At 73.4% G+C, this 23999-nt stretch carries 24 protein-coding genes and 2 pseudogenes; 10 read left to right on the forward strand and 16 right to left on the reverse strand.

All coding sequences use genetic code 11. The features are described from left to right. Positions 1-4 precede the first annotated feature (4 nt). From PV342_RS17815 to PV342_RS17830, 4 genes and pseudogenes are all read left to right on the forward strand, one after another. Positions 5-338: pseudogene (locus PV342_RS17815) on the forward strand (ABC transporter permease family protein); the annotation flags it as partial. Beyond that, entirely contained in the window at positions 312-437 is a 126-nt protein-coding gene (locus PV342_RS17820) for a hypothetical protein (RefSeq protein ID WP_386997094.1), read from the forward strand. The pseudogene PV342_RS17815 and the gene PV342_RS17820, both read left to right, overlap by 27 nt. After that, a pseudogene (locus PV342_RS17825) lies at positions 395-564 on the forward strand (substrate-binding domain-containing protein); the annotation flags it as partial. The gene PV342_RS17820 and the pseudogene PV342_RS17825, both read left to right, overlap by 43 nt. A gap of 95 nt (positions 565-659) precedes the next feature. After that, entirely contained in the window at positions 660-1061 is a 402-nt protein-coding gene (locus PV342_RS17830; RefSeq protein ID WP_386997085.1) for a hypothetical protein, read from the forward strand. A gap of 52 nt (positions 1062-1113) precedes the next feature. Here PV342_RS17830 and araD read toward each other — a convergent pair whose 3' ends face one another. From araD to PV342_RS17855, 5 genes are all read right to left on the reverse strand, one after another. After that, entirely contained in the window at positions 1114-2838 is a 1725-nt protein-coding gene (gene araD, locus PV342_RS17835) for an L-arabinonate dehydratase (RefSeq protein WP_400801889.1), read from the reverse strand. A 24-nt stretch (positions 2839-2862) separates the two neighbouring features. Beyond that, positions 2863-3765, reverse strand: coding sequence for a dihydrodipicolinate synthase family protein (locus PV342_RS17840; RefSeq protein WP_400801891.1), 903 nt, complete (start codon positions 3763-3765; stop codon positions 2863-2865). A gap of 103 nt (positions 3766-3868) precedes the next feature. After that, the gene (locus PV342_RS17845) at positions 3869-4543 is read right to left on the reverse strand and encodes a GntR family transcriptional regulator (protein ID WP_500317840.1); all 675 of its coding nucleotides are present in this window, start codon (positions 4541-4543) and stop codon (positions 3869-3871) included. A 278-nt stretch (positions 4544-4821) separates the two neighbouring features. Then, a complete protein-coding gene (locus PV342_RS17850; RefSeq protein WP_500317842.1) occupies positions 4822-5994 on the reverse strand; it encodes a hypothetical protein in 1173 nt (390 codons plus the stop codon). Between the two features lie 41 nt (positions 5995-6035). Next, positions 6036-6971 carry a 5-dehydro-4-deoxyglucarate dehydratase gene (locus PV342_RS17855; protein ID WP_400803333.1) on the reverse strand — a complete coding sequence of 312 codons (936 nt, stop codon included), beginning with the start codon at positions 6969-6971 and terminating at the stop codon, positions 6036-6038. Between the two features lie 208 nt (positions 6972-7179). Here PV342_RS17855 and PV342_RS17860 point away from each other — a divergent pair, with 208 nt between their 5' ends. Further along, positions 7180-7989, forward strand: a complete 810-nt coding sequence (locus tag PV342_RS17860) for an NAD-dependent epimerase/dehydratase family protein (RefSeq protein ID WP_400803330.1) — start codon at positions 7180-7182, stop codon at positions 7987-7989. Between the two features lie 10 nt (positions 7990-7999). Here the strand turns inward: PV342_RS17860 and PV342_RS17865 are convergent, their stop codons facing one another. After that, a complete protein-coding gene (locus tag PV342_RS17865) occupies positions 8000-8731 on the reverse strand; it encodes an SDR family NAD(P)-dependent oxidoreductase (protein ID WP_500317891.1) in 732 nt (243 codons plus the stop codon). A 65-nt stretch (positions 8732-8796) separates the two neighbouring features. On the opposite strand from PV342_RS17865, the gene PV342_RS17870 reads away from it, so the two are divergent. Next, positions 8797-10008 carry a TerD family protein gene (locus tag PV342_RS17870; protein ID WP_400803357.1) on the forward strand — a complete coding sequence of 404 codons (1212 nt, stop codon included), beginning with the start codon at positions 8797-8799 and terminating at the stop codon, positions 10006-10008. A 68-nt stretch (positions 10009-10076) separates the two neighbouring features. On the opposite strand, the gene PV342_RS17875 is transcribed toward PV342_RS17870, so the two are convergent. Further along, entirely contained in the window at positions 10077-11543 is a 1467-nt protein-coding gene (locus PV342_RS17875; protein WP_400803327.1) for an alkaline phosphatase PhoX, read from the reverse strand. A gap of 153 nt (positions 11544-11696) precedes the next feature. Then, positions 11697-13232 carry a hypothetical protein gene (locus PV342_RS17880; RefSeq protein WP_500317846.1) on the reverse strand — a complete coding sequence of 512 codons (1536 nt, stop codon included), beginning with the start codon at positions 13230-13232 and terminating at the stop codon, positions 11697-11699. Positions 13233-13698: 466 nt separating this feature from the next. Between PV342_RS17880 and PV342_RS17885 the strand changes: the two genes are divergently transcribed. Both PV342_RS17885 and PV342_RS17890 read left to right on the forward strand, forming a co-directional pair. Then, positions 13699-14142, forward strand: coding sequence for a suppressor of fused domain protein (locus PV342_RS17885; RefSeq protein WP_500317847.1), 444 nt, complete (start codon positions 13699-13701; stop codon positions 14140-14142). Between the two features lie 166 nt (positions 14143-14308). Then, positions 14309-16036 (forward strand): dolichyl-phosphate-mannose--protein mannosyltransferase, encoded by a 1728-nt coding sequence (locus tag PV342_RS17890; RefSeq protein WP_500317848.1) that lies wholly within the window; start codon positions 14309-14311, stop codon positions 16034-16036. On the opposite strand, the gene PV342_RS17895 is transcribed toward PV342_RS17890, so the two are convergent. After that, the gene (locus tag PV342_RS17895) at positions 15991-16575 is read right to left on the reverse strand and encodes a rhomboid family intramembrane serine protease (protein ID WP_500317849.1); all 585 of its coding nucleotides are present in this window, start codon (positions 16573-16575) and stop codon (positions 15991-15993) included. The two genes, PV342_RS17890 and PV342_RS17895, sit on opposite strands and share 46 nt — an antisense overlap. 320 nt (positions 16576-16895) lie before the next feature. Between PV342_RS17895 and PV342_RS17900 the strand changes: the two genes are divergently transcribed. Further along, entirely contained in the window at positions 16896-17378 is a 483-nt protein-coding gene (locus PV342_RS17900) for a GNAT family N-acetyltransferase (protein ID WP_018560659.1), read from the forward strand. Positions 17379-17555: 177 nt separating this feature from the next. On the opposite strand, the gene PV342_RS17905 is transcribed toward PV342_RS17900, so the two are convergent. The 3 genes from PV342_RS17905 to PV342_RS17915 form a co-directional block, all read right to left on the reverse strand. Beyond that, positions 17556-17921, reverse strand: a complete 366-nt coding sequence (locus PV342_RS17905) for a hypothetical protein (RefSeq protein WP_500317851.1) — start codon at positions 17919-17921, stop codon at positions 17556-17558. A 268-nt stretch (positions 17922-18189) separates the two neighbouring features. Then, positions 18190-19182, reverse strand: coding sequence for a 2,3,4,5-tetrahydropyridine-2,6-dicarboxylate N-succinyltransferase (gene dapD / locus PV342_RS17910; protein WP_400803307.1), 993 nt, complete (start codon positions 19180-19182; stop codon positions 18190-18192). Between the two features lie 10 nt (positions 19183-19192). Further along, the gene (locus tag PV342_RS17915) at positions 19193-20470 is read right to left on the reverse strand and encodes an MFS transporter (protein WP_400803304.1); all 1278 of its coding nucleotides are present in this window, start codon (positions 20468-20470) and stop codon (positions 19193-19195) included. A gap of 69 nt (positions 20471-20539) precedes the next feature. Here PV342_RS17915 and PV342_RS17920 point away from each other — a divergent pair, with 69 nt between their 5' ends. Then, complete coding sequence (locus PV342_RS17920) at positions 20540-21427, forward strand: winged helix-turn-helix transcriptional regulator (protein WP_500317852.1); 888 nt, start codon at positions 20540-20542, stop codon at positions 21425-21427. Here the strand turns inward: PV342_RS17920 and PV342_RS17925 are convergent. The 4 genes from PV342_RS17925 to PV342_RS17940 form a co-directional block, all read right to left on the reverse strand. Next, positions 21405-22616 carry an MFS transporter gene (locus PV342_RS17925; protein ID WP_400803298.1) on the reverse strand — a complete coding sequence of 404 codons (1212 nt, stop codon included), beginning with the start codon at positions 22614-22616 and terminating at the stop codon, positions 21405-21407. The genes PV342_RS17920 and PV342_RS17925 overlap by 23 nt on opposite strands. A gap of 107 nt (positions 22617-22723) precedes the next feature. After that, positions 22724-23278, reverse strand: a complete 555-nt coding sequence (locus PV342_RS17930) for a TetR/AcrR family transcriptional regulator (protein WP_392605742.1) — start codon at positions 23276-23278, stop codon at positions 22724-22726. Beyond that, positions 23278-23598 (reverse strand): DMT family transporter, encoded by a 321-nt coding sequence (locus PV342_RS17935; RefSeq protein WP_026251297.1) that lies wholly within the window; start codon positions 23596-23598, stop codon positions 23278-23280. The genes PV342_RS17930 and PV342_RS17935 overlap by 1 nt, the downstream gene beginning before the upstream one ends. A 166-nt stretch (positions 23599-23764) precedes the next feature. Next, positions 23765-23932, reverse strand: a complete 168-nt coding sequence (locus PV342_RS17940; protein ID WP_400803294.1) for a hypothetical protein — start codon at positions 23930-23932, stop codon at positions 23765-23767. Positions 23933-23999 lie beyond the last annotated feature (67 nt).

Raw genomic sequence — 23999 nt, forward strand, 5'->3', positions numbered from 1 at the left:
CGTCCTGCTGCTCGGCGCCGCGTACTGCCCGCTCCCGGTGGCGCGGGTGCTGGTGGCGTCGACGAAGAGCAGCCGCGAGCTCTTCGCGACGTTCACCTTCCTGCCCGGGCACGGGTCTGGTGGACAACCTCTCGGCGCTGTCCGCGTCCCGCGACGGCGTCCACCGGCGGGTGGATGCCCAACTCCCCGTTCTGCGCCGGTTTCGGGGCGCTGCTGTCGGCGGCGGTGTCCGCGATCAGCGGCTACGCGCCGGCGAAGTACCGCTTCCGCGGCCGTGAGGCGATCTTCGACGTCCTGCTGACGGGGTGCTGATGCCGCCCGTCATCCTGGCGATCCCGGTAGCCCGCCAACCGCTGGACACCGCCGGGGTGTCCAGTGGCCCCGTGATCATGGCGACCCTGCGCCACTGGCAGCGCTGGCCACGCTGCCGCAGCTGACCACGATCCGCCGGCCGTGGGACCGGATCAGCGCCGAGATGGTGCGGCTGCTGCTCGCCCGCATCGCCGGTGACGAGCCCGCCGGGGTGATCCTCCGACGGAGCCGGTGCGGCGGGGGTCGGCCTGAACATCCCCTAGGATCATGGGAGTTGGGGCGCCGCAGCCGTCGCCCCCAAACTTGGAGGACCGGTGCGTCTCCCCCGCTCCCTTTCCGGCTGGACCATGGCCGTCTTCGGCCTGCTCGCCGCCGCGCTCGGCATCGTCGGGATCGTCTCGCCGGCCGTACAGCTGTCCCTGCTCGGCTTCCACCGGCCGGACCACCGCGCGGCCGGCGACTACACCCTTGTCTTCCTCACGGCTTCCTCGATGGCGGCGCTCAACATGGGCGTCTACTACGTCCTGGCGGCCCTCGCCGACTGGCGGGCCTTCTTCCGCTGGACTGTCCCGTTCCGGCTGCTGACCTTCACCGTCTTCACCACCGCCGTGGTGATCGGCCGGGCCCCCTCCGGCTTCCTCGGCGTCGGCGTGTGGGAGGGCGTGGGCGCGCTGGTGACGGGCGCGGCCCTCTGGTACGAGGGCCGCAAGGCCCGGACCGCGGCCCCCGAGGGCGCCTCGGCGGTGTGACCCGCCGCCGGCCGGGGACGGCCGGCCGACGGGGTGGTGCGCAGGCGGGGCGTCAGCCCGCGTAGGGTTCCGGCACTTCTCCGGGCCGGGCCAGGAAGCGGAAGTCGCAGCCGGTGTCGGCCTGGGTGATCTGGTCCTGGTACAGCGCGCCGTAGCCGCGTCCGTAGCGGGGCGGCGGTGCCTGCCACTGTGCGCGGCGGCGTTCCAGTTCCGCGTCGTCGACCTCCAGGCGCAGGGTGCGCGCCGGGACGTCCAGGGTGATCAGGTCGCCGGTGCGGACCAGGGCGAGCGGACCGCCCACGTGCGACTCGGGCGCCACGTGCAGCACGCACGCGCCGTAACTCGTGCCGCTCATCCGGGCGTCGGAGATCCGCACCATATCTCGCACCCCCTTCTTCAGGAGGTGGTCGGGCAGCGGCAGCATCCCGTACTCGGGCATGCCCGGTCCGCCGAGCGGACCGGAACCGCGCAGCACCAGGACGCTGTCCTCGGTGATGCCGAGGCCCGGGTCGTCGATGGTGCGCTGCAGGGTCCGGTAGTCGTCGAACACGACTGCGGGGCCGGTGTGTTCGAGCAGATGCGGCTCGGCCGCGATGTGCTTGACGACCGCGCCGTCCGGGCACAGGTTGCCGCGCAGGACGGCGACGCCGCCCTCCGCCGCGAGCGGCGCGTCCAGCGGGCGGATCACGTCGTCGTCGTGGACCAGCGCCCCGGCCAGCTGCTCGCCCAGGGTCTTGTGCGCGACGGTGGGCCGGTCGAGGTGCAGGACGCCGGCGTCCCGCAGCCGGGTCAGGAACCCGGGGAGGCCGCCCGCGAAGTGGAAGTCCTCCATCAGGTACCGGCCGCCCGGCCGGAGGTTCGCCAGCACCGGCACCGTGCGGGCGATGCGGTCGAAGTCGTCCAGGGTCAGCGGGACGCCGCTGCGCCCCGCCATCGCGATCAGGTGGATCACGGCGTTGGTCGATCCGCCGAGCGCGAGCACGGTGGCCACCGCGTCCTCGTACGCCTCGCGGGTGAGGATCGCCGACGGCCGCAGGTCCTCCCGCACGAGGTCGACGATCCGCATCCCGGAGGCCGCCGCCATGCGGTCGTGCCCGGAGTCGACGGCGGGGATCGACGACGCGCCGGGCACCGTCATCCCCAGCGCCTCGGCCGCCGCGGTCAGCGTGGAGGCGGTGCCCATGGTCATGCAGTGACCTGGGGAGCGGGCCAGCCCGCTCTCCAGCTCGGCCATCTCGCAGTCGCCGATGAGCCCGGCCCGCTTGTCGTCCCAGTACTTCCACATGTCGGTGCCGGAGCCCAGCACCTCGGTGCGCCAGTGCCCGGGCAGCATGGGTCCGGCCGGCACGAACACCGCCGGCAGGTCGGCGCTCGCGGCGCCCATCAGCAGCGCCGGCGTGGACTTGTCGCAACCGCCCATCAGGACCGCCCCGTCCACCGGGTAGGAGCGCAGCAGCTCCTCGGTCTCCATCGCGAGCAGGTTGCGGTAGAGCATCGGCGTCGGCTTCTGGTACGTCTCCGACAGCGTCGCGACGGGGAACTCCAGGGGGAAGCCGCCCGCCTGCCACACCCCGCGCTTGACCGCCTGGGCCCGCTCGCGGAGGTGGACGTGGCAGGGGTTGATGTCGCTCCAGGTGTTGAGGACCGCGATCACCGGCTTGCCCAGGTGCTCCTCGGGCAGGTAGCCCAGCTGCCGGGTGCGGGCCCGGTGGCTGAACGAGCGCAGGCCCTCGGTACCGAACCACTGGTGGCTGCGGAGCTCTTCCGGCTTCCTCATGGCGGCCCTCCGTCCCCTCCCGGCTCACAGGTCCCAGCCGGCGAGCAGGGCGGCCACCCGCTCGCGCCGGTCCCCGGTCAGCAGGCGGCTGGGCGGGCGCACCTCGCGGCGGCACAGTCCCAGCACCGCCAGCGCCTCCTTCACCACCGACACGTTGTTGGCGGAACCCTGCTCGGCCCGCAGGTCCTCGAACTCCCTGATCTGCTCCCACACCTTCATCGCCGCTGCGTAGTCGCCGTCGCGGAGCGCGCGCAGCATCTCCAGTGACACCCGGGGCGCGACGTTGACCAGGCCCGAGGTGAAGCCGGTCGCGCCCATCGCCCAGTACGCGGGGGCGTGCAGCTCGGCGAGACCGGCGACCCAGGTGAAGCGGTCCAGCCCCGCGTCCCGCGCCACCGCCGCGAAGCGGGCGGCGTCGGGCACCGCGTACTTCACCCCGACGACGTTCGGGCACAGCGCGCCGAGGCGCGCGATCGGGCCGCCGTCCAGCAGCGGGTTGCGGACGTAAGGGACCACCGCGGTCTCCGGGACGGCCTCCGCGATGGCGCGGTGGTAGTCCACCCAGCCCTCCGGCGACACATACGGGTGGATCGGCTGGTGCACCATCACCGTCTGCGCCCCGGCGTCCCGCGCGTGCCGCGCGGCCGCGACCGCCGTCGGCACGTCGTGGCCGACGCCCACCACGACCTGGGTGTCCGGGTCCGCCTCCGCCATCGTCAGCTCGACGACCAGCCGCCGCTCGGCCGGGTCGAGGGCGTAGAACTCCCCGGTGTTGCCGTTCGGCGTGACCGTCCGCACCCCGCTGTCGAGCAGTCTGCGCAGCAGCGCCCGGTACGCGGTGCGCTCCACGCCACCGTCCGCGTCGAACGGGGTCACCGGGATCGCCACGACATCGGCGAGCGCGGACGACTGCTCTGCGAATGACATTCGGTAGCCCTTCGACTCGGTTGGCTGCGTGATGCGGTGGGGGCGGCTTACGGCGGGGGCGCGCGCGGGGGGCCGTCCCCTCACCCCCGCGCGCGCCCGCGGCTCAGCGGACCGGCCCGTCACCGCCGTCCCGGCCCTCGGGGAACGCCCGGGCCACGAAGCCCTCGATGTGGTCGTGGAGCAGCCGCGCCGCGCCGCCCGCGTCCCCGTCCAGCGCACGCGCCAGGATCTCCCGGTGCTCGCGGGCCTCCTGCTCCCACGACGGCGTCTCCTGCCAGACCACGGCCGAGACCAGGGCCGCCTGGTCCCGCACGTCGTCGAGCATCCGGGCCAGCAGGGGGTTGCCGCACGGCGTGTACAGCGCCCGGTGGAACTCCCGGTTGGCGAGCGACCGTTCGGCCCGGTCCCCCGCCTCGTCGGCACGCGACAGCGCCTCCCGCGCGGCGTCCAGCGGGGCGCGGTGCGTGACGGTACGGCGCAGCGCCTCCGGCTCCAGCAGCAGACGCACGTCGTACACCTGACGCGCCATCTCCGCGTCCACCGTCCGCACGGTCACGCCCTTGTACTGGCTCATCACGACCAGCCCGGTGCCGGCGAGCGTCTTGAGCGCCTCCCGCACGGGCGTCTTCGACACCCCGAACTGCGCGGCCAGCTCGGCCTCCACGAGGGCCTGACCGGGCTTCAGCCGCCCGGTGAGTATCCCGTGCTTGACCGTTTCCAGCACGACCTGGGTACGGGACGGAATCGGCGTCGGCGCGGTGCCGGCGAGCAGGTCCATGGGGGCTCTTTCGGGTCTCGCGCATGGCGTCTCATATATGACGTATGAAGTACGACGCGATGAAAGTAGAGCGGGGGGCGGGGTACGTCAATGGGGTGCGCCCGGTCCGTCGTGGTTGCGGTCCGGGTGCCCCTTGCGGCCGGTTGGTGTCTGCGGGTTGTCTGCGCCTGCGGGCGGCTGCGCCGGGCTGCCCGCAGGCGCAAAGCAACCCACACACGAGCAACCGGCCGCAACCACCGACCCCGGTCCAACCGCGCTACGCGCGGGAGGCACACGCCTCAGCCGACCCCCGCCAAAAACGCCCGCACCGCCGCCAGATCCCCCGCGGACGCGAGCCCCGCGTGGTAGAGCCGCAGCTCCGTCGCCCCGGCGGCCCCCGCCCGGGCCGCGTCCGCGGCCAGCGTGCCGGGGCTGCCGCCCATCCCGGCGACCACGGGGAAGTTGGCGGCCAGCACGGTCCCCGGCCGCGCGTACGGCACGCAGGCCGCGACCAGGTCCGCCCCGGGCAGCACGAGCCCGTCCGCCTGGCCCAGGACCCACTCCGGGTCGACCCCGGCGTTGGCCCCGCAGCGATGCGCGTGCGGGTCCGCGTGGAGCAGCACCTGGAACCCCGGCGCGGCGGCGGCCCGTACCGCCTCCACCGCGGCCCGCTGCAGGTCCCGCGCGACGGAACCCCGCCAGGCCATGGTCAGCCCCGCGAGGTCCGCCCCGAGCAGTTTCTCGACGTCGGCCCACTCGTCGGGTCCGGGGGACCACTCCCCCGCCCACACCGGCGCGAGGGCGCCCCGCACCGCCCCCCGCAGTTCCTCCGGGTCCGCGCCCAGCCCGGCGTACCCCGCCTCGCAAGCGGGGCAGAAGCACAGGGACATCAGGTACTGCGCGGCGCCGGGCAGCGGCACGCCGCCCGTCTTGTCGTGGGCGTGCAGGTGCGCGAGGCCGTACCAGCCGCAGGACTCGAGTTCCGTGCCCTCCGTACCCGTCCCCGGCCGCACCGCGGCCTCCGCCGCCAGCGTGACGAGGTATTCGCGCACCTCCGGCTGCGCGACGCACGGCGCCCACGGATAACGGTCGCCATAGGCGTTGCGCACGCTCACCCGGGGATGCTCGTCCCCGAGCCGGGAGTTGTGGGCGAGCACGACCCAGGAGTGCACGTCCAGTCCGGCCGCGCGCAGGGCCCGGGCGGCCTCGCCGTAGGCGTCCTCGGCGCCCGCCCAGTCCTGGGTGTACGGCCGCAGGGCGCGCCCTGCCCAGCGGCGCTCGTCGGGCGGGTAGAGCACGGCGGCGTGGCGGGCGGTGACGACGCGGTGCCCGGGGTGGCGGGGGGTCAGTGCCCGGGTGGAGTGGTAGGCGGAGGCGAGGGTGACCTGCTGCACGCCGAGGCCGGCGATGCGGTCCGCCGCGCCCGGGTCGCCGATGACGTCCCACGGGTAGACGAAGGTGGAGGCTCTCAACTCGGCTCCTGGGGAAGGGGAGTGTCGCGGGTCACCGTATGTCAGTCCTCGCCGAGCAGGGCGAGTCCGCGGTCGATGAGTTCGGCGAGTTCCTTGAGGTGCGCGGGCGCGGGCTCGGACAGCGGCGGGCGCACCTCGCCGACGTCGAGCCCGCGCAGCCGGACCCCGGCCTTGACCAGGGAGACGGCGTAGCCGCGGCCCTGGTGGCGCAGTTCCACCAGGGGCCGGTAGAAGCCGTCGAGGAGGGCGTTGACGGTGGCGTCGTCACCGCCGGTCAGGGCGCGGTGGAAGGCGAGGGCGATCTCGGGCGCGAAGCAGAAGACGGCGGAGGAGTAGAGGGTGACGCCGATGCCGCGGTAGGCGAGGCCGGTGAGTTCGGCGGTGGGGAGGCCGTTGAAGTAGCGGAAGTCGCGGTCGGGGACGGTGCTGCGGACGGCGCTGATGATGCGCTGCATCAGGTCGAGGTCGCCGACGCCGTCCTTGAGGCCGATGATGCGCGGGATGCGGGCGAGTTCGGCGACGGTCGGGGGGGTGAGGACGGCGTTGTCGCGCTGGTAGACGATGACGTCGAGGGAGGTGCCCTCGGCGAGCGCCGCGTAGTGGCGCAGCAGTCCGGCCTGGTCGGCAACGACGAGGTAGGGGGGCATGGCGAGCAGCCCGTCGGCGCCCGCCTCCTCGGCGAGGTGCGCGAACTGCAGGGCCAGGGCGGTGCCGTAGCCGGCGCCGGCGACGACCGGGACCCGGCCCGCGGACTCCTCGACGGCCGCCGCGACGCAGGCGCGGTACTCCTCGGGCGTCAGCGCGTGGAACTCGCCGGTGCCGCAGCACGCGAACACCGCCCCCGCCCCGGCCTCGATCCCGCGGCGCACGTGCGCGCGGAAGACCTCCAGGTCGACGGCGCCGTCCGGGCCGAAGGGCGTCACGGGGAAGAACAGCAGGCCGTCGAGGCGCGCGGACAGTGAGGCGGCATCGGTCATCGGCTTCTCCCTGAAGACTGGCGGCTGTGCGCTCATCTGATCGATGTCTATATTCATGAACGCGTTCACGCTAAGGCAGCACAAGGGAAGGGTCAAGGAAGACAGCCGCAGGTGGTGGAGTCTTGACGCTTCGACAAGCGCTCCTTAGCGTGTCCATGAATATGAATGAGGTCCATGAACGTGGACGTCCGATCGAGGAGACCCGCGCATGCCCGCTCCCCGCACCGTCCTGCTCACCGGCGCCGCAGGCGGCCTGGGCACCCTGATGCGCGAGCTGCTGCCGGCGTACGGCTACGAGCTGCGCCTCCTCGACATGCTGCCCGTCGAGGGCGCGCCCGACGCGATCACCGCGGACCTGGCGGACCGCGCCGCCCTGCGCGAGGCCGTGCGCGGGGTCGACGCGATCATCCACCTCGCGGGCATCTCCCTGGAAGCCCCCTTCGAGAAGATCCTGCGCGCCAACATCGAGGGCACGTACAACCTCTACGAGGCCGCCCGCGAGGAGGGCGTGCCGCGGATCGTCTTCGCCTCCAGCAACCACGCGGTGGGCTTCACGCCGCGCCCGGTCGGGGACGACCCGCTCATCCCGGTCGACACCCCGCGCCGTCCCGACACCTTCTACGGCCTGTCCAAGTGCTTCGGCGAGGACCTGGCCCAGCTCTACTGGGACCTGCACGGCCTGGAGACCGTCTCGATCCGCATCGGCTCCTGCTTCCGCGAGCCGACGTCGGTGCGCATGCTGTCGGTCTGGATGAGCCCGGAGGACTGCGCGCGGCTGCTGCACGCCGCCCTCACCGCCGAGGGCGTCGGGCACACCGTGGTCTACGGCAGCTCCGCCAACACACGCCTGTGGTGGGACCTGTCCTCCGCGCGGGCGCTCGGCTACGAACCGCGGGACGACTCCGAGCCCTTCGCGGCCGGGCTCGTGGCCGCACAGGGCGAACTCGACCCGGCGAACCCGGACCACGCCCACCTCGGCGGCCACTTCACCACCCACCCGCCCATCTGGCCCCACTGACCGGAGGCACTCAGCGTCCGCGCTCGGCCCCGCCGTCCACCTGGTGGATCCGGGCGGTGACATGGGCGGCGCCGGGAGAGGCGAGCCAGTGGACGAGCGAGGCCACATCCTCGGGAACGCCGACCCGTCCGTTGAGGGTCTGTCCGACGTGGAGCGCGCGCCGCTCCCGCGTCATGCGGCCGCCGAAGAACCCGGTGTCGTCGATGAAGCCGGGCGCGACGACGTTGACCGTGATCCCTCGCCCGCCCAGGTCCGCCGCCAGGTCGTAGGCGTACGGGTGCAGAGCGGCCTTGGCGGCACCGTAGGAGCCGGAGCCGCCGCCGCGTACGGCGGCGATGGAGCTGAGCAGCAGCACCCGCCCGCCGTCGGCCAGAAGGTCGCGCAGCGCCTCCGTGAGCAGCACCGCGGTCAGCACGTTGGACCGGAAGTTGCCCGTCCACAGCTCGGTGAGTGACGGTTCGCCGCCGCCGAGGGCGACGTTCCCGCCCGCGTTGTTGACCAGGACGTCCACCCGGCCGAAGCGCCCGGCCACGAGGTCACGGACCCCGGCCGCCTCCGTCTCGTCGGTCAGGTCCGCCGGGACCGCCAGGGCGGATCCGGAACCCAGCCGGGCGACCGCCTCGTCCAGGACGTCCCCCCGCCGTCCGACCGGCGCGACCTGGTCCCCGTCGCGGACGGAGGCCTCCGCGACGGCCAGGCCTGTCCCCGCGTAGCCACCGCCGACGACCACGATGCGTGACAGGCGAAAACCCCGTTCGGTAATGGAACCGTAAACCCGGAACGATCGTTAAGCGGAACATGACCGCAATGACACCCGGCTCGAACATCCCGCTCTCCGCGGCGCGCGTGACAGTGGAGGTATCCGCGCCCGTGCGGCTGGACGTTTCGGGCCTCCTGATCGCCGGCGACGGCAAGGTGCGCTCCGACGACGACTTCGTCTTCTACAACCAGCCCGCGGGGCCGGGTGTCGCCTACCGGTCCGGTGGCGGCACCTCCCCCGACGCGATCACGGTCGACACCGCCGCCGTGCCCGCCGCCATCGAGAAGATCGTGGTGACGGCGAGCCCCGACGCGCCCGGGGCCACCTTCGCCGGCACCGAGCCGACCGCCACCGTGCGGGACGCCGACAGCGGGGCCGTCCTCGCGACCTTCACCCCGTCCGGGCTGAGCACCGAGACCGCGCTCGTGGTGGTCGAGGTCTACCGCCGCTCCGGCGCCTGGAAGGCCCGCGCGGTCGGCCAGGGGTACGCGAACGGGCTGGCGGGCATCGCCACCGACTTCGGCGTCTCCGTGGACGAGCCCGTGGCCGCCGCGCCGCAGGCTCCGCCCCAGGCGCCGCCCGTGGCTCCCCCGCCGCCCGCTCCTCCGGCCGCCGCCATGACCCCTCCCCCCGCTCCTCCAGCCGCGCCGCCGGCCCCTCCCGCTCCTCCGGTCGGCACGGGCAAGATCAACCTGGACAAGGGACGGGTCAACCTCCAGAAGCACCAGACGGTCTCCCTGGTCAAGGGCGGCAAGCCGCTGATGACCTCGGTCCGCATGGGCCTCGGCTGGGAGCCCGCCTACCGCGGCAAGGACATCGACCTGGACGCCTCGGTCATCGCGTACGGACCGCAGCGCAACCACATCGAGTCCTGCTACTTCGGCCGGCTCACCATCCTGAACGGCGCGATCCAGCACTCCGGCGACAACCTCACCGGCGCGGGCGCGGGCGACGACGAGGCCATCACCGTCCACCTCGGCGGGCTGCCGCCCGAGGTCACCGGTCTGGTCTTCACGGTGAACTCCTTCTCGGGCCAGAAGTTCAACCAGGTGGCCAAGGCCTACTGCCGCCTGATGGACGGCGCGACGGGCGAGGAGCTGGTGCGCTTCGACCTCACCGGCGCCGAGCCCCGCACAGGCGTGATGATGGCCAAGTTCATCCGCCAGTTCTCCGGTGAGTGGGAGATGACGGCGATGGGCGACTTCGTCGACTCCCGCACGGTGAAGGGCATGGTCAAGCCCGCCGCGCAGGCGCTCTGAGGACGCGCGTGCGCCCGGTGGTCCGTGCGGGGCACGGACCACCGGGCGCGGGGTGACGCGGTCGGGTCTCAGCAGGCGCCGCCGTGGCCCTGGCGGCGCCAGGGGCCGGTGATGGCCAGCATGATGCCCGGGTCCTGGATGTTGGCGAACAGCGTCTTGCCGTCGGGCGAGAAGGTCACACCGGTGAACTCGCTGTACTCCGGCTCCTCCGCCGTGCCGATGTTCAGCTCGTTGCGGGCGATCGGGTAGGTACGGCCGTCGCCGAGCGCGCCGAACAGGTGCTGCACGCCCTCGCCGTCCTCGGCGATGACCAGGCCTCCGTAGGGCGAGACGGTGATGTTGTCCGGACCGTCGAAGGCGCCGTCGGCCGAGGGGTCGGGGTTGACGCCCAGGAGGACCTTGAGGGTCAGGGTGCGGCGCTTGGGGTCGTAGAACCACACGGCACCGTCGTGGGACGCGCCCGGGCTCTCCTCGCGGGCGTACGAGGAGACGACGTACACGCCGCCGTCGCCCCACCACATGCCCTCCAGCTTGCGGGCGCGGGTGACCTCGCCCGCCGCGAACTGCTTGCGCACGGAGGTCGCCTTCGCGTCGCGGTCGGGGACGTCCACCCAGTCCACGCCGTAGACCGTGCCGATCTTCGTGGCGCGGGACAGGTCGTCGATGAACTTGCCGCCGGAGTCAAAGCACTTGAAGGCCTGCAGCACACCCGCGCTGTCGGGCAGGGCGCGCAGCTTGCCGCGGCCGTGGTGGAAGCCCGCCGGCGGGGTCCAGCGGAAGAACAGGCCGTTGGGGTTGGAGGCGTCCTCGGTGAGGAAGAGGTGGCCGCGCTTGGGGTCGACGACGACCGCCTCGTGCGCGTAGCGGCCCAGCGCCTTGATCGGCTTGGGGTCGCGGTTGGCCCTGCGGTCGTACGGGTCGACCTCGAAGACGTAGCCGTGGTCCTTCAGGAAGCCGTTCTTGCCGGCCTTGTCCTCGGTCTCCTCGCAGGTCAGCCAGGTGCCCCAAGGGGTGCGGCCGCCAGCGCAGTTGGTGGCGGTGCCGGCCACGCCGACCCACTCCACGACGTGGCCGCCGTGCTGGGCGACCTCGACGATGGTCACGCCGCCGGCGGCGCCGGAGTCGTAGACCAGGCCCTCGGTCAGCGGGACCGGGTGCGGCCAGTCGGCGCGGGCACCGGCCAGCTCGTGGTTGGTGGCGAGCAGCGTGGCGCCGCGCAGGCCCTCGAAGGTGGCGGTGCCGTCGTGGTTGGAGGGGGTCGACTCGCCGGACTCCAGCTTGGTGACGCCGGTCCGGGTGATGACGCGGTACGAGAAGCCCTTGGGCAGCGCGAGGATGCCCTGGGGGTCGGGGACCAGCTCGCCGTAGCCGAGCCCGCCGTGGTGCCGGGACGCGCCGGCCGCCGCGGCGGTCGCCGGGGCGTCCGCGGCGAGGGCGCCGGGTGCGGTCGCGAGGACGTCGACGGTTCCGGCCAGCACGACTCCGGCGCCGGTGATCGCCGTGCGCTTGGCGAAGTCTCTGCGGGTGAGAGGCATCGTTCTCTCCTGGGGCCACAAGGTCACTGTTCTGCCGCAGTCACGCTCCCGCCCCACGGCGAACGGGAGTTGAACTGAGCGGGACATTCCGACGCCCATTCCCCGAGACGTTCGGGCCTTCGCCGCGCCCTCGCGGCGGAGCCCGCGTGCGGCTCAGGGCGCCGCGGTTCCCGCCGAACGGGCCTTGAACGCGGCCTTGCGCGCCTCCTTGGCCAGTCGCTTGTCGGGGTGGATCCGGCCCATGGCCTCCAGGACGTCGGCGGTCGCCGGGTGGTCCACCCGCCAGGCGGCGGTGAAGAAACCGTCGTGCCGGGCGACGAGGTCGGTGACCAGCTCGCGCAGCAACTCGGGGTCGTCGTCGGCGTCGAGCTGGGCGGCGATGGTGTCGACGGTGAGCCAGAAGATCATGTCCTCGTCGGGGGCGGGGACGTCCGCCGCCTCGCGTTCCGTCAGCCAGACCCGGGCCAGTCCGCCGAGCTGGCGGTCCGCCAGGACCTCGCGCAGGGCCGGCTCGGCCTCGTCGCCGAGCAGGCTCAGGGTCTGCTGGGCGACCAGGCGGCGGCCGGGCGCGTTGCGGTCCTCGCCGCGCGCCGCCTCCAGCAGTTCGCGGGCCGCGTCATAGGGCTTGCGGTTGCCGAGCCACGCGTCGGCCTCGCGGCGGGCGATCTGGTCGGGGTACTGGAACAGCGCCTCCAGGAGGACGGCGGCGGGCTCCCCCGCCAGGTCGCCGGCGGCCGGGGCGTGCATACCGGCGTCGGCCATCCGGGCCCGCACGCCGTACACGCCGAGCGGGGTCAGCCGCACCAGGCCGTAGCGGGAGACCTCCTCGGGCCCGATCTCCTCCGGGAAGACCGCCGCGCCCTCGGCGGGCCCGTCGTCCTCGGACTCGGCCTCCTCGATCAGGGCCTCGTCCAGCGGCTGGTACTCCAACAGCCCGATGGTCGTCAGCAGCCGGAAGTGCTCGTCGAGGCGCACCATCACCTCGGTGACGTCCTCCAGCAGTGCGTCGCTCGGCTCCTCCACGTCCTCGGGGACGACGAGGGAGGCGGACAGGACCGGCAGCGGCACGGCGTCCTTGGTGTCGCCGCCGGAGTCCTCCATGGCGGTGAAGAGATAGAGGTTGGCGAGCGCGCCGTCGAGGAACTCGGCCTCCTCCTCCGGGTCCCAGTCCAGGGTGCCCAGGTCGACCTCGCCGTCCGGGCCCAGCTCCTCCAGCAGGCCGTCGAGGTCGGGCGTCGCGGCCTCGGCCAGCGCCGTGTCGAGTGCGGCCAGCCACACCTCCAGCACCTCGCGCGGCCCGCCCGCGTCCAGCCGCCCCAGCGCCTCGCCGGGCACGGCACGCCCCGCGGGCTCGTCCAGGGCCACGCCCCCCGCGCCGGCCTCCTCGTCGGCCTCGTCCTCGTCCGAGTCCTCGATGTCGAGGTCGACGAGCCCGGCGTCCACGGCCACGCCCCAGGCCTGCGCCGCGTCCGCCGCGCCGTCCGGCTGCTGCTCCAGGCCCAGCTCACGAACGGCGCGCGGGACGTCCTGCGCGGTCAGCTCCCCCATGGCGTCCACGGTCACGTGCGGCGCGCACCAGCGCGCCAGTCGTACCGCGCGGTCGAGGAGCGGCACGGCGAGTGCGAGCCGCGCCAGCTCCTCCTCGGGCAGCAGCCTCACCGGCGGCAATTCGAGGCGGTCAGCGGCCATGGCGGGGTCTCCAATGCAGCGGTGTCCGAGGGGCGCCTGAACGCGCAGCACCAGCCTAGACGTGTGGGCGCCCGGCGGGCGCGCTTCGGCTTTCCGTCACCCGCCATTACCGCTACGGACGCACGAGTTGCCGCTATTGCCGGGCGAGGGGACGCCCGAGGAAGGCGCACCGCGGTTCCCTACGTCAGCGGTGTCACTTCCGCCTCACCGCCGGAGCCGGACGCCGGTGCGCACGCCCCGGCGGCCCGCGCGCCGCGGATGCACCGGTGCGCGACAGGGCGTACAACGCCCCCCGCGCGCCGCCCCGCGGGGTGCCTGTCATGATCCCCACCATGACGACGAGCGAGGCGCACCGGGCGCTCGACCGGCACGTGCGCGAGTCCTTCTCGGGGCATCCGGTGGGCACGGCCACCCACGACCTGGGCGACGGACGCCGCGGCACGGTACCGACCTGCGTGTCATCGAGGTGGGCCCGGGTCCCCGCGGCGGCCACTGGACCTATGTGACGGCCGGCTGCTGGTCCCGGGCGAACGACGACGGCCACGGCGTGGAGTTCGTCCTGACCGCCCCGGTCCCCGACCCCCGCTTCGCCGACCTGATCGCCATGACCGCCCACTACCACTGCGGTCCCCGGCCGCACCTGCTCGACGTGGGCCACAGCCTCCCGGTCGGCGAGCCCTGGGTCCCCGGATCGGCCTGCGACCACATCCTGGTCAGCCTCCCTTACCTCCACGGCCCCGACCTGGAGGTCTGCCACCTGCCGGGCGGCCACGCCCGTCTGCTGTGGCTGCTGCCGGTGACCTCGTCCGAGATCGCCTTCCGCCGCGAGCACGGCACCGAGGCGCTGGAGCGGCGCTTCGACGAGGCGGGGATCCGTCCGCTGGACCTGCACCGGGCCCCGGTCGTCTGAGCGCGGCCGGTACGACGCCTCAGCCGGGCCCCGGTCGTCTGCGCGCGGCCGGTACGACGCCCCAGCCGCGCGCCGGGCCGGCGGTGCGGCGAGTCCGACCAGCGCGCGGGGCTCCTCGAACACGGGTGCCGGTATGACCATCCGACAACGTCCCTAGGATGTGCGGGTGACGACGGACACCGCTACGCCGGACCGCACCGACGACGACGCCGGCGACCCCCGGGGGGCGACCGCCGCCGACTGGCCGCTGCGACTGCGCCGGTTCGGCCACAGCCCACGCCCCCGGACCGACACCCGCGAACGGCTGGTCCCGCCCTTCCCCGAGCCGGGCACCCGCACGTGGCAGGCCCTGGGCCTGGGCCCGGCGCGGGCGTACCGTGCCGCACGGGCCATGGGCTGGCTCGGCCCCGTCCTGGTCGCCGTCTTCGCCGGCGTACTGCGGTTCGTGAGCCTCGGCAGCCCGCACGCCATCGTCTTCGACGAGACGTTCTACGCCAAGGACTCCTGGTCCCTGCTCCGGCTCGGCTACGAGGGCGGCTGGCCCGACCGCAAGGTCTCGGACCCGCAGATCCTGGGTGACCCCCAGATCATCCCCCTCTCCGAGACCGGCCACTTCATGGCGCACCCGCCGATGGGCAAGTGGGTGATCGCGCTCGGCGAGTGGATGTTCGGTCTGAACCCGCTCGGCTGGCGCTTCATGGCGGCGGTGCTCGGCACCCTGTCGGTGCTGATGCTGTGCCGCATCGGCCGCCGCCTGTTCCGCTCCACGGCGCTGGGCTGCCTGGCCGGCGGGCTGATGGCGGTGGACGGCCTGCACTTCGTGATGAGCCGCGTCGCACTGCTCGACGTGTTCGTCATGTTCTTCGTGCTGGCGGCGTTCGGCTGCCTGCTGATCGACCGCGACCGCGCGCGGGCCCGGCTCGCCGCGGCCCTACCGGTGGACGGCGACGGCTTCGCCGGTCCCGACCAGGACACCGGCGCCCGCGCGGGAACCGGCCCCCGGCCCTGGCGGCTCGCGGCCGGCGTGCTCCTCGGCCTCGCCTCCGCCGTCAAGTGGAACGGCCTGTACTACCTGGCGTTCTTCGTGCTGCTGACCGTGCTCTGGGACGTCGGCGCCCGGCGTCTGGCCGGGGCCCGCCGCCCCTACCGCGCGGTGCTCCGCCGCGACCTCGGCTGGTCCTTCCTGTCCCTCGTCCCGGTCGCCGTGGCGGCGTACCTGGTGACCTGGACCGGGTGGTTCCTCAGCGACGACGGCTACGGGCGGCACTGGTCCGACGGCCGCGGCGGCACGTGGTCGTGGATCCCGGCACCGCTGCGCAGCCTGTGGCACTACGAGTACGGGGTCTACCAGTTCAACGTCGGCCTGTCGGACCCGCACCCCTACCAGTCCAACCCGTGGAGCTGGCTGGTCCTCGGGCGTCCCGTGTCCTTCTTCTACGAGTCTCCCAAGCAGGGACAGGACGGCTGCGGCGTCGCCGACTGCTCGCGCGAGATCCTCGCCCTCGGCACGCCCCTGCTGTGGTGGGCCGCCTGCTTCGCCCTCGCCTACCTGCTGTACCGCTGGGCGCTGCGCCGCGACTGGCGCGCCGGGGCGGTCCTGTGCGCGGTCGCCGCGGGCTACCTGCCGTGGTTCCACTACCAGAACCGCACCATCTTCTCCTTCTACGCCGTCGTCTTCCTGCCCTACCTCTGCCTCGCCCTCGCCATGGCGCTCGGCGCGCTCATCGGCCGGCCCGGCGCGACCGAACGCCGCCGCACCTACGGGGTGGTTGCGGCGGGCGTGCTCGTCCTGCTGATCGTCTGGAACTTCATCTACTTCTTCCCGATCTACACCGGGCGGACGATCCCCTACGACGACTGGCACGCCCGGATGTGGCTGAGCACCTGGATCTGATCCGGCCGCCGGCACGTACGGGCGCCTACAGCAGTCCCAGGTCGCCCGGTCCCTTGGACCGGGAGGCAGCCGCGCGTCACGGCGGCCGGCCCGCCGCCGCCCCGGCGGGCCGGGCGGTCGCCGGGAACGCGCCGGTCGCGGAAGAGTCCCCCGAGGTGACCCAGCCAGCTCACGCCCGGCGTCCCCGGCACGGCCACCGCGAGCATGTAGACGAAGGACGCCGCCATCACGACGCCGATGAGGGTGTCCATCACGTGCCGGTCGAGGAGCCCGCGCACCACGACGTAGCCGAAGTGGCCCAAGATCAGGCCGCCGGCGCCGACCGTGTCCACGTTGCCCTGCTCGAAGAACCACACCGCCAGGCCGCCGGTCACCGCGACGAGCAGGCTGAGCGCGAGGAAGCGGCCCACCCCGCCGTACGCGGCGAGGAAGGGCAAGACGACCAGCGGCCCGGAGGTGCTCTCTATGCACGCCCGGCTCCAGTGCAGGAAAGGGGCGGTCAGGACGTTCGGCAGCATGCCCACGTCGCTGGAGACCACCCCGTAGTCCCGCGAGAGCGCGTAGTGCCCGCGCAGTTGGCCACCTGCAGCAGCCAGACGACCGCCAGGAAGCCGAACACCACGAAGAACGCCTTCCGCGCCTCCGCGATCATCTCCTCCGGACGTACGGCCCCGAGTCCGAACCGTCCCGCCTGGCGGCCCCCGGCCGCCCACCACGAACCCCGCGGGTCACATGGCGCCCCAGGCAACCAGTTCACCCAAGCGCCAGGGCCGCGCCCGGCGTGCCAGTCCCCCTCCGGCTCTTCGGGGCCGCATACGCTGCGAGGACGGCCGACCTGGCAGGCGGGAGAGGGTGTGGCATGGCGTCCCCAGACGTTCACCTCCGGGAGATCACCGACGAGAACCGGGAGGCCGTCCGTGCCCTGCGCGTCCGGCACCGCCAGAAGCAGTTCGTCGCCTCGGTGTCCCTGTCGCTGAAGCAGGCGGCGAAGATGCCGGACGCCAGTCCCTGGTACCGCGCCGTGTACCGCGGCGACGAACCGGTCGGCTTCGTGATGCTGTCGTGGAAGCCGCCGTCCGGCCCCTACCGGGGGCGGCACTTCATCTGGCGGCTCCTGATCGACAAGCGGTACCAGGGGCACGGCATCGGCCGTGAGGTGCTCACGCAGATCGCCGACCTGGTCCGCGCGGACGGCGCCACGGAGCTGCTGACCAGCTACGAGCCCGGCGACGGCGAGCCCTGGCCCTTCTACCGGAAGTTCGGCTTCGAGCCCACCGGGGACATCGACGACGGCGAGATCGTCCTGCGGCTCGCTCTCCCTCCGGGACCCACCGCGACCTGACCGACGCCGGGGTGCGGCGGACCGCCCTCGACGGGCCACGGTCCGCTGCGCGGCAGTTCCCGGCCCCCGATGCCCGCCCGGGCCCCGGAACGCCACCGGAGTCCTGCCGCCCGCGTCTCCCCGGGGAGCGGTCGCGGCAGCGATGCCGGCCGCCGCAGCATCGTGCAACAGCCCGCGTTACTCGGCCAGGTAGGCAAGACCGGCCTCGGCCGGCCGGACCGTCACCGATCCGTCTCGCACCTGCCACTCCACCTGCGCGGCCACCTCGCTGCTGACCACAAAGAGCCCGCGGACCCCGTCCCCGTCCTCGTCGGACGCGGGGATCGCGGCCATCGCCCGCAGTTGGTCCATGAACCAGTCCACGGCCGACACACGGACGTCGCCGCCATAGAAGACGTACGAGGTCCAGTTGAAGTGCCGGGCCGGAAAGCCCCAGCCGTCGCTGTAGTGCCCGTCGGAATGGTCCGCGATCACTCGGCGGACGGCGGCGAGCTGCTGCTCGTCGCACTCCAGCCACCCCCTGATGGAGACGTATACGCCCACCTTGCCCCTCCCCTTGGACCGGCATCATCTGACCTCTCGGGCAGCATCACGCGGATGCCTGTCCTCGTCGGTCGCCCGCGCGGACCCGGAATTGCGCGGGCAGGCTGCCCGCCCCCCTTCTCGGCAGGCCGCGGCCGCGGACTACGACACGGCCTCGGGCCCGGACGAGGGCTGAACGCGCGAGCGCCCTCCCGGGCCACCGGCCATGGGAGGGCGCTCGTCGGACGGCCGGCGCGGCCGCGGTACCCGGACCGCGCGCCGCACGCCGTCAGTTGTGGCTGTGCAGGATCTCGTTCAGCCCGCCCCACGAGCCCGTGCGCTGGAGGACCTCGACCGCGCCGGTGATGGAGTTGCGGCGGAAGAGGAGGTTGTCGGCGCCGGAGAGCTCCTTGGCCTTGACGATGGTCTCGTCGGGCAGGCACACCCGGGTGCCCGCCGTGACGTAGAGGCCGGCCTCGACGACGCAGTCGTCGCCCAGGGAGATGCCGATGCCGGCCTCGGCGCCCAGGAGGCAGCGCTCGCCGATGGAGATGACGGACTTGCCGCCGCCGGAGAGGGTGCCCATGATCGAGGCGCCGCCGCCGATGTCGGAGCCGTCGCCGACGATGACGCCCTGGCTGATGCGGCCCTCGACCATGGAGGTGCCCAGCGTGCCCGCGTTGAAGTTGCAGAAGCCCTCGTGCATCACGGTCGTGCCGGACGCGAGGTGGGCGCCGAGGCGCACGCGGTCGGCGTCGGCGATGCGGACGCCGGCGGGGACGACGTAGTCCGTCATGCGCGGGAACTTGTCGACGCCGTAGACCGACAGGTGCAGGCCCTCCGCGCGGGCGGCGAGGCGGGCGCGCTCGATGTTCCCGGCGGGGACCGGGCCGATGGAGGTCCAGGCGACGTTGGCCAGGAGGCCGAAGATGCCCTCCAGGTTCTGGCCGTTGGGCCTGACCAGGCGGTGGCTCAGCAGGTGCAGACGCAGGTAGGCGTCGTGGGCGTCGAGCGGCTTGTCGTCGGTCGAGGCGATGACGGTGCGTACGGCGACGACCTCGACGCCGCGGCGCGGGTCCGGTCCCAGCGCCTTGGGGGCGGCGTCGCCCAGCAGTTCGGCGGCCTGGTCCGCGGTGAGCCGTTCGGTCCCGGCGGGGCCGGGGGCCGCCACGAGCTCGGGCGCGGGGAACCAGGTGTCGAGGACGGTGCCGTCGTCGGCGATCGTGGCGAGGCCTGCGGCAACGGCACCGGTGGCGCGAGAGGTGGCGGTCGTTTCAGTCATGTGTCGAACGCTAGTCGCTGCGTCCCGCGCTTGCCCAACCGGCCCGCCATCCGGAACGCCGCCGCGTCGCGTCCGCCCCATCCGGCACGCCCGTCGCGAACTCGGCCTCCCCGTCCCCGCCCCCCGCACCGCGCCGCCACAGCGCGGCGGCCGTCAGCAGCACCGCCCCGCTGAGCGCGGCCAGCACCGCGCAGACCGGCCACAGCGCGCCGGGGGCGGCCTCGTACAGGGCGCCGCCCAGGGGCGGGGCGAGGACGGTGCCGCTGACGGAGGCGCCCGCGTACAGGGACTGGAAGCGGCCCTGCAGGTGCTCCGGGGCGCTGTCGGCCACGTGGGCGGTGGCGGTGGTCTTGTAGAGGATCTCCCCCGCCGTGAGGAGCACCATCATGGTCACCGCCGTGGCGATGTACGGCCCGCCGGCCAGGGCGGCGTAGCCCGCGCCTACGAGGACGAGCCCGGTGCCGATGATCGGCAGCGGCGGCCGGCGGCGCAGTGCGACGGTGGCCGGGATCTCCAGGCAGAGGATGACGCCGCCGTTGACGGCGATCAGCCAGCCGTACGCGCCGGTACCGATGCCGTGGTCGGCGAGCCAGACGGGCAGGGTGGAGTACTGCTGCCGGTAGACGGTGTCGGTGACGAGGATCGTAGCCAGCAGCAGCATGACCGCGGGCCGCGCGCGCAGCGCCGTCCACAGTCCGGTGGCGTCCGCGGGGCGCACGGCGCGGGCCCGGCGGACGCCCTGCGCGGGCAGAGCGCGGGCGGCGTAGCCCGCGAAGAGCAGTGTGCCGACGCCGTCGGCGACGAAGAGCCAGGTGTAGGAGGTGTGGGCGGCCAGCAGCGCGCCGAGCGGCGGCCCCACGGTGAAGCCCGCGTTGGAGGCGAAGCGCAGCACCGCGAAGCCCTGGCGGCGCGCGCCCTCGGGCACGGAGACGGCGACGAGCGCGGAGTTGGCGGCGCGCACGGTGCCGGCCGCGTACTGCGCGAGCAGCAGGACGGGCAGCAGCACGGCGGTGGGCAGGGTGGGGAGCAGGACGAGTCCGGCGCCGGAGACGGCGGATCCGGCGAGCAGGACGCGGCGGTGGCCGAGGTGGTCGCCGAACCAGCCGCCGGTGAAGTTGCCGGCGACCAGGCCCACCCCGCCCGTGCCGGCGATCAGCCCGGCCTGCGGGACGGGCAGGTCCCGTACCGCGGTCAGCCAGACGAAGAGGTAGACGAAGGTGAAGCTCACGACCGCGTTCGTGAAGACCCCCGCGGCCAGCGACCAGACGACCCTGGGCACCTCGCGCATACCCCGACTCCCTCCTCCGCCCCAGTGAGTTCCTTTTGGGAACTCACTCTCGGCTGGCAGGATAGCGGCATGGCCCGCCGCACACACCTAGGTGACGCGAACTGCTCCATCGCCCAGGCCCTCGACGTGGTCGGCGACTGGTGGACGCTGCTGATCGTGCGGGACGCCGCCCGCGGCGTCGACCGCTTCGACGACCTGCAGCGCGAACTCGGCGTCTCCCGCAAGGTGCTGGCCGAACGCCTGCGCCTGCTGGTCGACGCGGACGTGCTGGCCCGCGAGCCCTACCAGGAGCGGCCGGTGCGGTACGCGTACCGGCTCACCCCGCGCGGCCGGGCGCTGCTGCCGGTGCTGATCGCCCTCCAGGACTGGGGCGACCAGTGGGTGCTGGGCGACGGCACGACCACCGGCACCGCGGCGGACGGCTCGCCGGAGGCCGAGCGCGTGCACGCGCTCGCGGGGACCCGGGTGCCCGCGCTGCTGCTGCCCGCGGGCCCGGACGGCGAACCGCGCGACCCGGTGGCCGCGGACCGTCCGTTCACGGTCCTCTACTGCTTCCCCGGCGCCTTCGCGCGGCCGGCGTCCTACCCCCCGGGCTGGGGTGACATCCCGGGGACGGCGGGCTGCACGCTGGAGTCCTGCACCTACCGCGACCGGTCGGCGGAGTTCACCGCGGCGGGCGCGGCCGTGCATGGGGTGAGCGCCCAGCGCCCGGACGAGCAGGCCGAGTTCGCCGAGCGGGAGCGGTTGCCCTTCCCGCTGCTGTCGGACGCGGAGCTGACGCTGTCCGCGGCGCTGCGGCTGCCGACCTTCCGCGCGGGCGGCACGGCGCGGTTGAAGCGGCTGACGCTGGTGGTCGGCGCGGACCGGGTGGTCCGGCGGGTGTTCTACCCGGTCACGGACATCACGGCGAGCGTGGCGGAGGCGCTGGAGGCGGTCAGGACTGCGTCGCGGCCTTGACCGCGTCCGGCTCGACGGCCTCGTCCCGTACGCCCGGCAGCCGCTGGGCACCGAGCACGGCCGCCCCGGCGACGACGCCGAGGACGGCGCACAGCGGCCACAGCGCGCCCGGCGCGTGCTCGTAGAGCACGCCGCCGAGGGGGGCGGCCAGCACCACGCCGCTGATGGAGGCGCCCGCGTACATGCTCTGGAAGCGGCCCTGCAGGTGGTCGGGGGCGCTGTCGGCGACGTAGGCCGTGGACGGCGACTTGTAGAGGATGTCGCCCACGGTCAGCAGGATCATCATCACGACGGCGGCCGCGATGTACCAGTGGCCGGTGGCCAGCGCGGCGAAGCCGAGCCCGACCAGCATCACGCCGAGGCCGATGATCGGCAGCGGGGCGCGCCGGCGCAGGGCGACGGTGACCGGGAGTTCGAGGAGGATGACCAGGGCGCCGCTGACGGCGATCAGGGCGCCGTAGACGCCGGTGCCGATGCCGTGGTCCTTCAGGTACACGGGCAGGGTGGAGTACTGCTGGCGGTAGATCGTGTCGGCGACCAGGATCGCGGCGAGCAGCACCAGCACGGCGGGCCGGGCGCGCAGCGCGGCCCACAGGCCGGGAGCGTCCGGCGAGGCCTCGCCCTTGGGCCGGTGGTTGCCGTTCGCGGGCAGGATGAAATGCGCGTAGACGCCGAAGAAGAGCATGCCGAGGCCGTCGGCGACGAACAGCCAGTCGTACGAGACGGAGGTGGCGATCAGCGCGCCCAGCGGCGGGCCCACGGTGACGCCGAGGTTCGCCATGAAGCGCAGCAGGGCGAAGCCCTGGCGGCGGGAGCCCTCGGGTACGGAGAAGGCGATGAGCGCCGAGTTGGAGGCACGGGTGACGCCGGTGGCGTACTGGGCGACCGGGAAGACCACCGCGAGGGCGGCGGTCGGCGTCAGGGGCAGGGCCGCGAGGCCGAGACCGGACACGACCATGCCGGTGATGAGGGTGCGGCGGTGCCCGAAGCGGTCGCCGAACCACCCGCCGGTGAAGTTGCCGGCGACCATGCCCACGCCGCCGACACCGGCGATGAGTCCCGCCTGGGAGGTGCTGAGCCCACGAGGTCCGGTCAGGTAGACGAAGAGGTAGACGAAGGTGAAGCTCACCGCCGCCACGAAGAACATGCCGGTGGCAAGGAGCCACACCACCTTCGGTATGTCCTTCATCGCCTGTTTCATTTACTGGCCTCCGATCGACGCTCTACAAGAATCGATCACGTGAAGGCGTGAATGCGGCGCGTGAGGATGCCGGATCAGGTCGCGGCCGGTATAGGTCAGCAGTCTCGCCCGGGTGTGCCGATGATCCGCGCGAAGACCTCGCGGGCCTCCTCCCGGTCGATGTCGCGCCCGGTCAGCAGCGCCTGCAGGCACATACCGTCGGTGAGGGCGGCCAGCGCGCGGGCGGTGACCGGATCGGTCCACCGGGTGAGGAGGGCGGCCATGTTGTCCACCCACTCCGCGGCGACCGGGCGCACCGCCTCGTGACGGACGGCGGCCAGGTAGAGCTCGTACTCCAGCTGCGCACGGGGGCGGTCCCGGGAGACCGTCTCCTCGACGAACCGGGCCAGTTCGGCGGCGAGGTCGGCGCCGGGCGCGCCGAGCAGGGCGCGTTCCCCGACCTCGCGGAAGAAGGCCTCGTTGCACTGCCGCAGGGCGGCCACGAGCAGGTCGTCGAGGGTGGCGAAGTGGTAGGTGGTCGAGCCCAGCGGGACGTCGGCCGCCGCGGCCACCGCCCGGTGGCTGAGCCCGGCGATGCCGCGCTCGCCGACCACGCGGATCGCGGCGTCGATGAGGCGCTGCCGCCGGTCGGGGTCGTACCGGCGGGCCATCAGTGGGAGCCGCCCAGGTTGAGGACGACCACCCCGGCGATGACCAGGAGTATCCCCGTCAGCTTGGCCGCGGTGGCCGCCTCGCCGAGGAAGACCATGCCGATGGCGGCGATCGCTGCGGTGCCGACGCCGGCCCAGATCGCGTAGGCGGTGCCCACGGACATCGACTTGAGCGTCTGCGCGAGCAGCGCGAAGGCGATCAGGTAGCCGGCGGCGGTGCCGAGGGAGGGCCACAGCCTGGTGAAGCCGTCGCTGTACTTCATGGACGTCGTACCGAGCACTTCGGCGAGTATCGCCCCGCCCAGCAATGCGTATGCCATGCGTACAAGCGTACACATCGATGTGTACACCCGTACACATGGCTGACCCCTCAGGACCGGCGCGACCACCACCGCTTCCGGGCGGCACCCGGCGCCGGGGCCGACCCCAGCGAGCCGGTCATGAAGAACTCCCCGTCGACCCAGTGCCCGGCCGCCGGGGAGTCCGTCACGTCTCGATCACGACCCGGGCACCACCGGTGCCCGTCCACACGTGCTGCCGCACGTCGCCCCCGACCGTCTGCACGGCGGCGCGTTCGAGGAGCCCGGAGACAAGTGCGCGAAAGGAGTCCTGGTCGGTCACGCCGAGTCCGATGGCGGCGAAGTGATTGCTCATGCGCGGAAGACTCGCGGGCCCGCGGAAACGAGCGCAAACGAGAATACGACTGCGGGACACCGCTCCT

The sequence above is a fragment of the Streptomyces sp. PA03-3a genome (assembly GCF_033792735.1).
Lineage (GTDB): Bacteria > Actinomycetota > Actinomycetes > Streptomycetales > Streptomycetaceae > Actinacidiphila.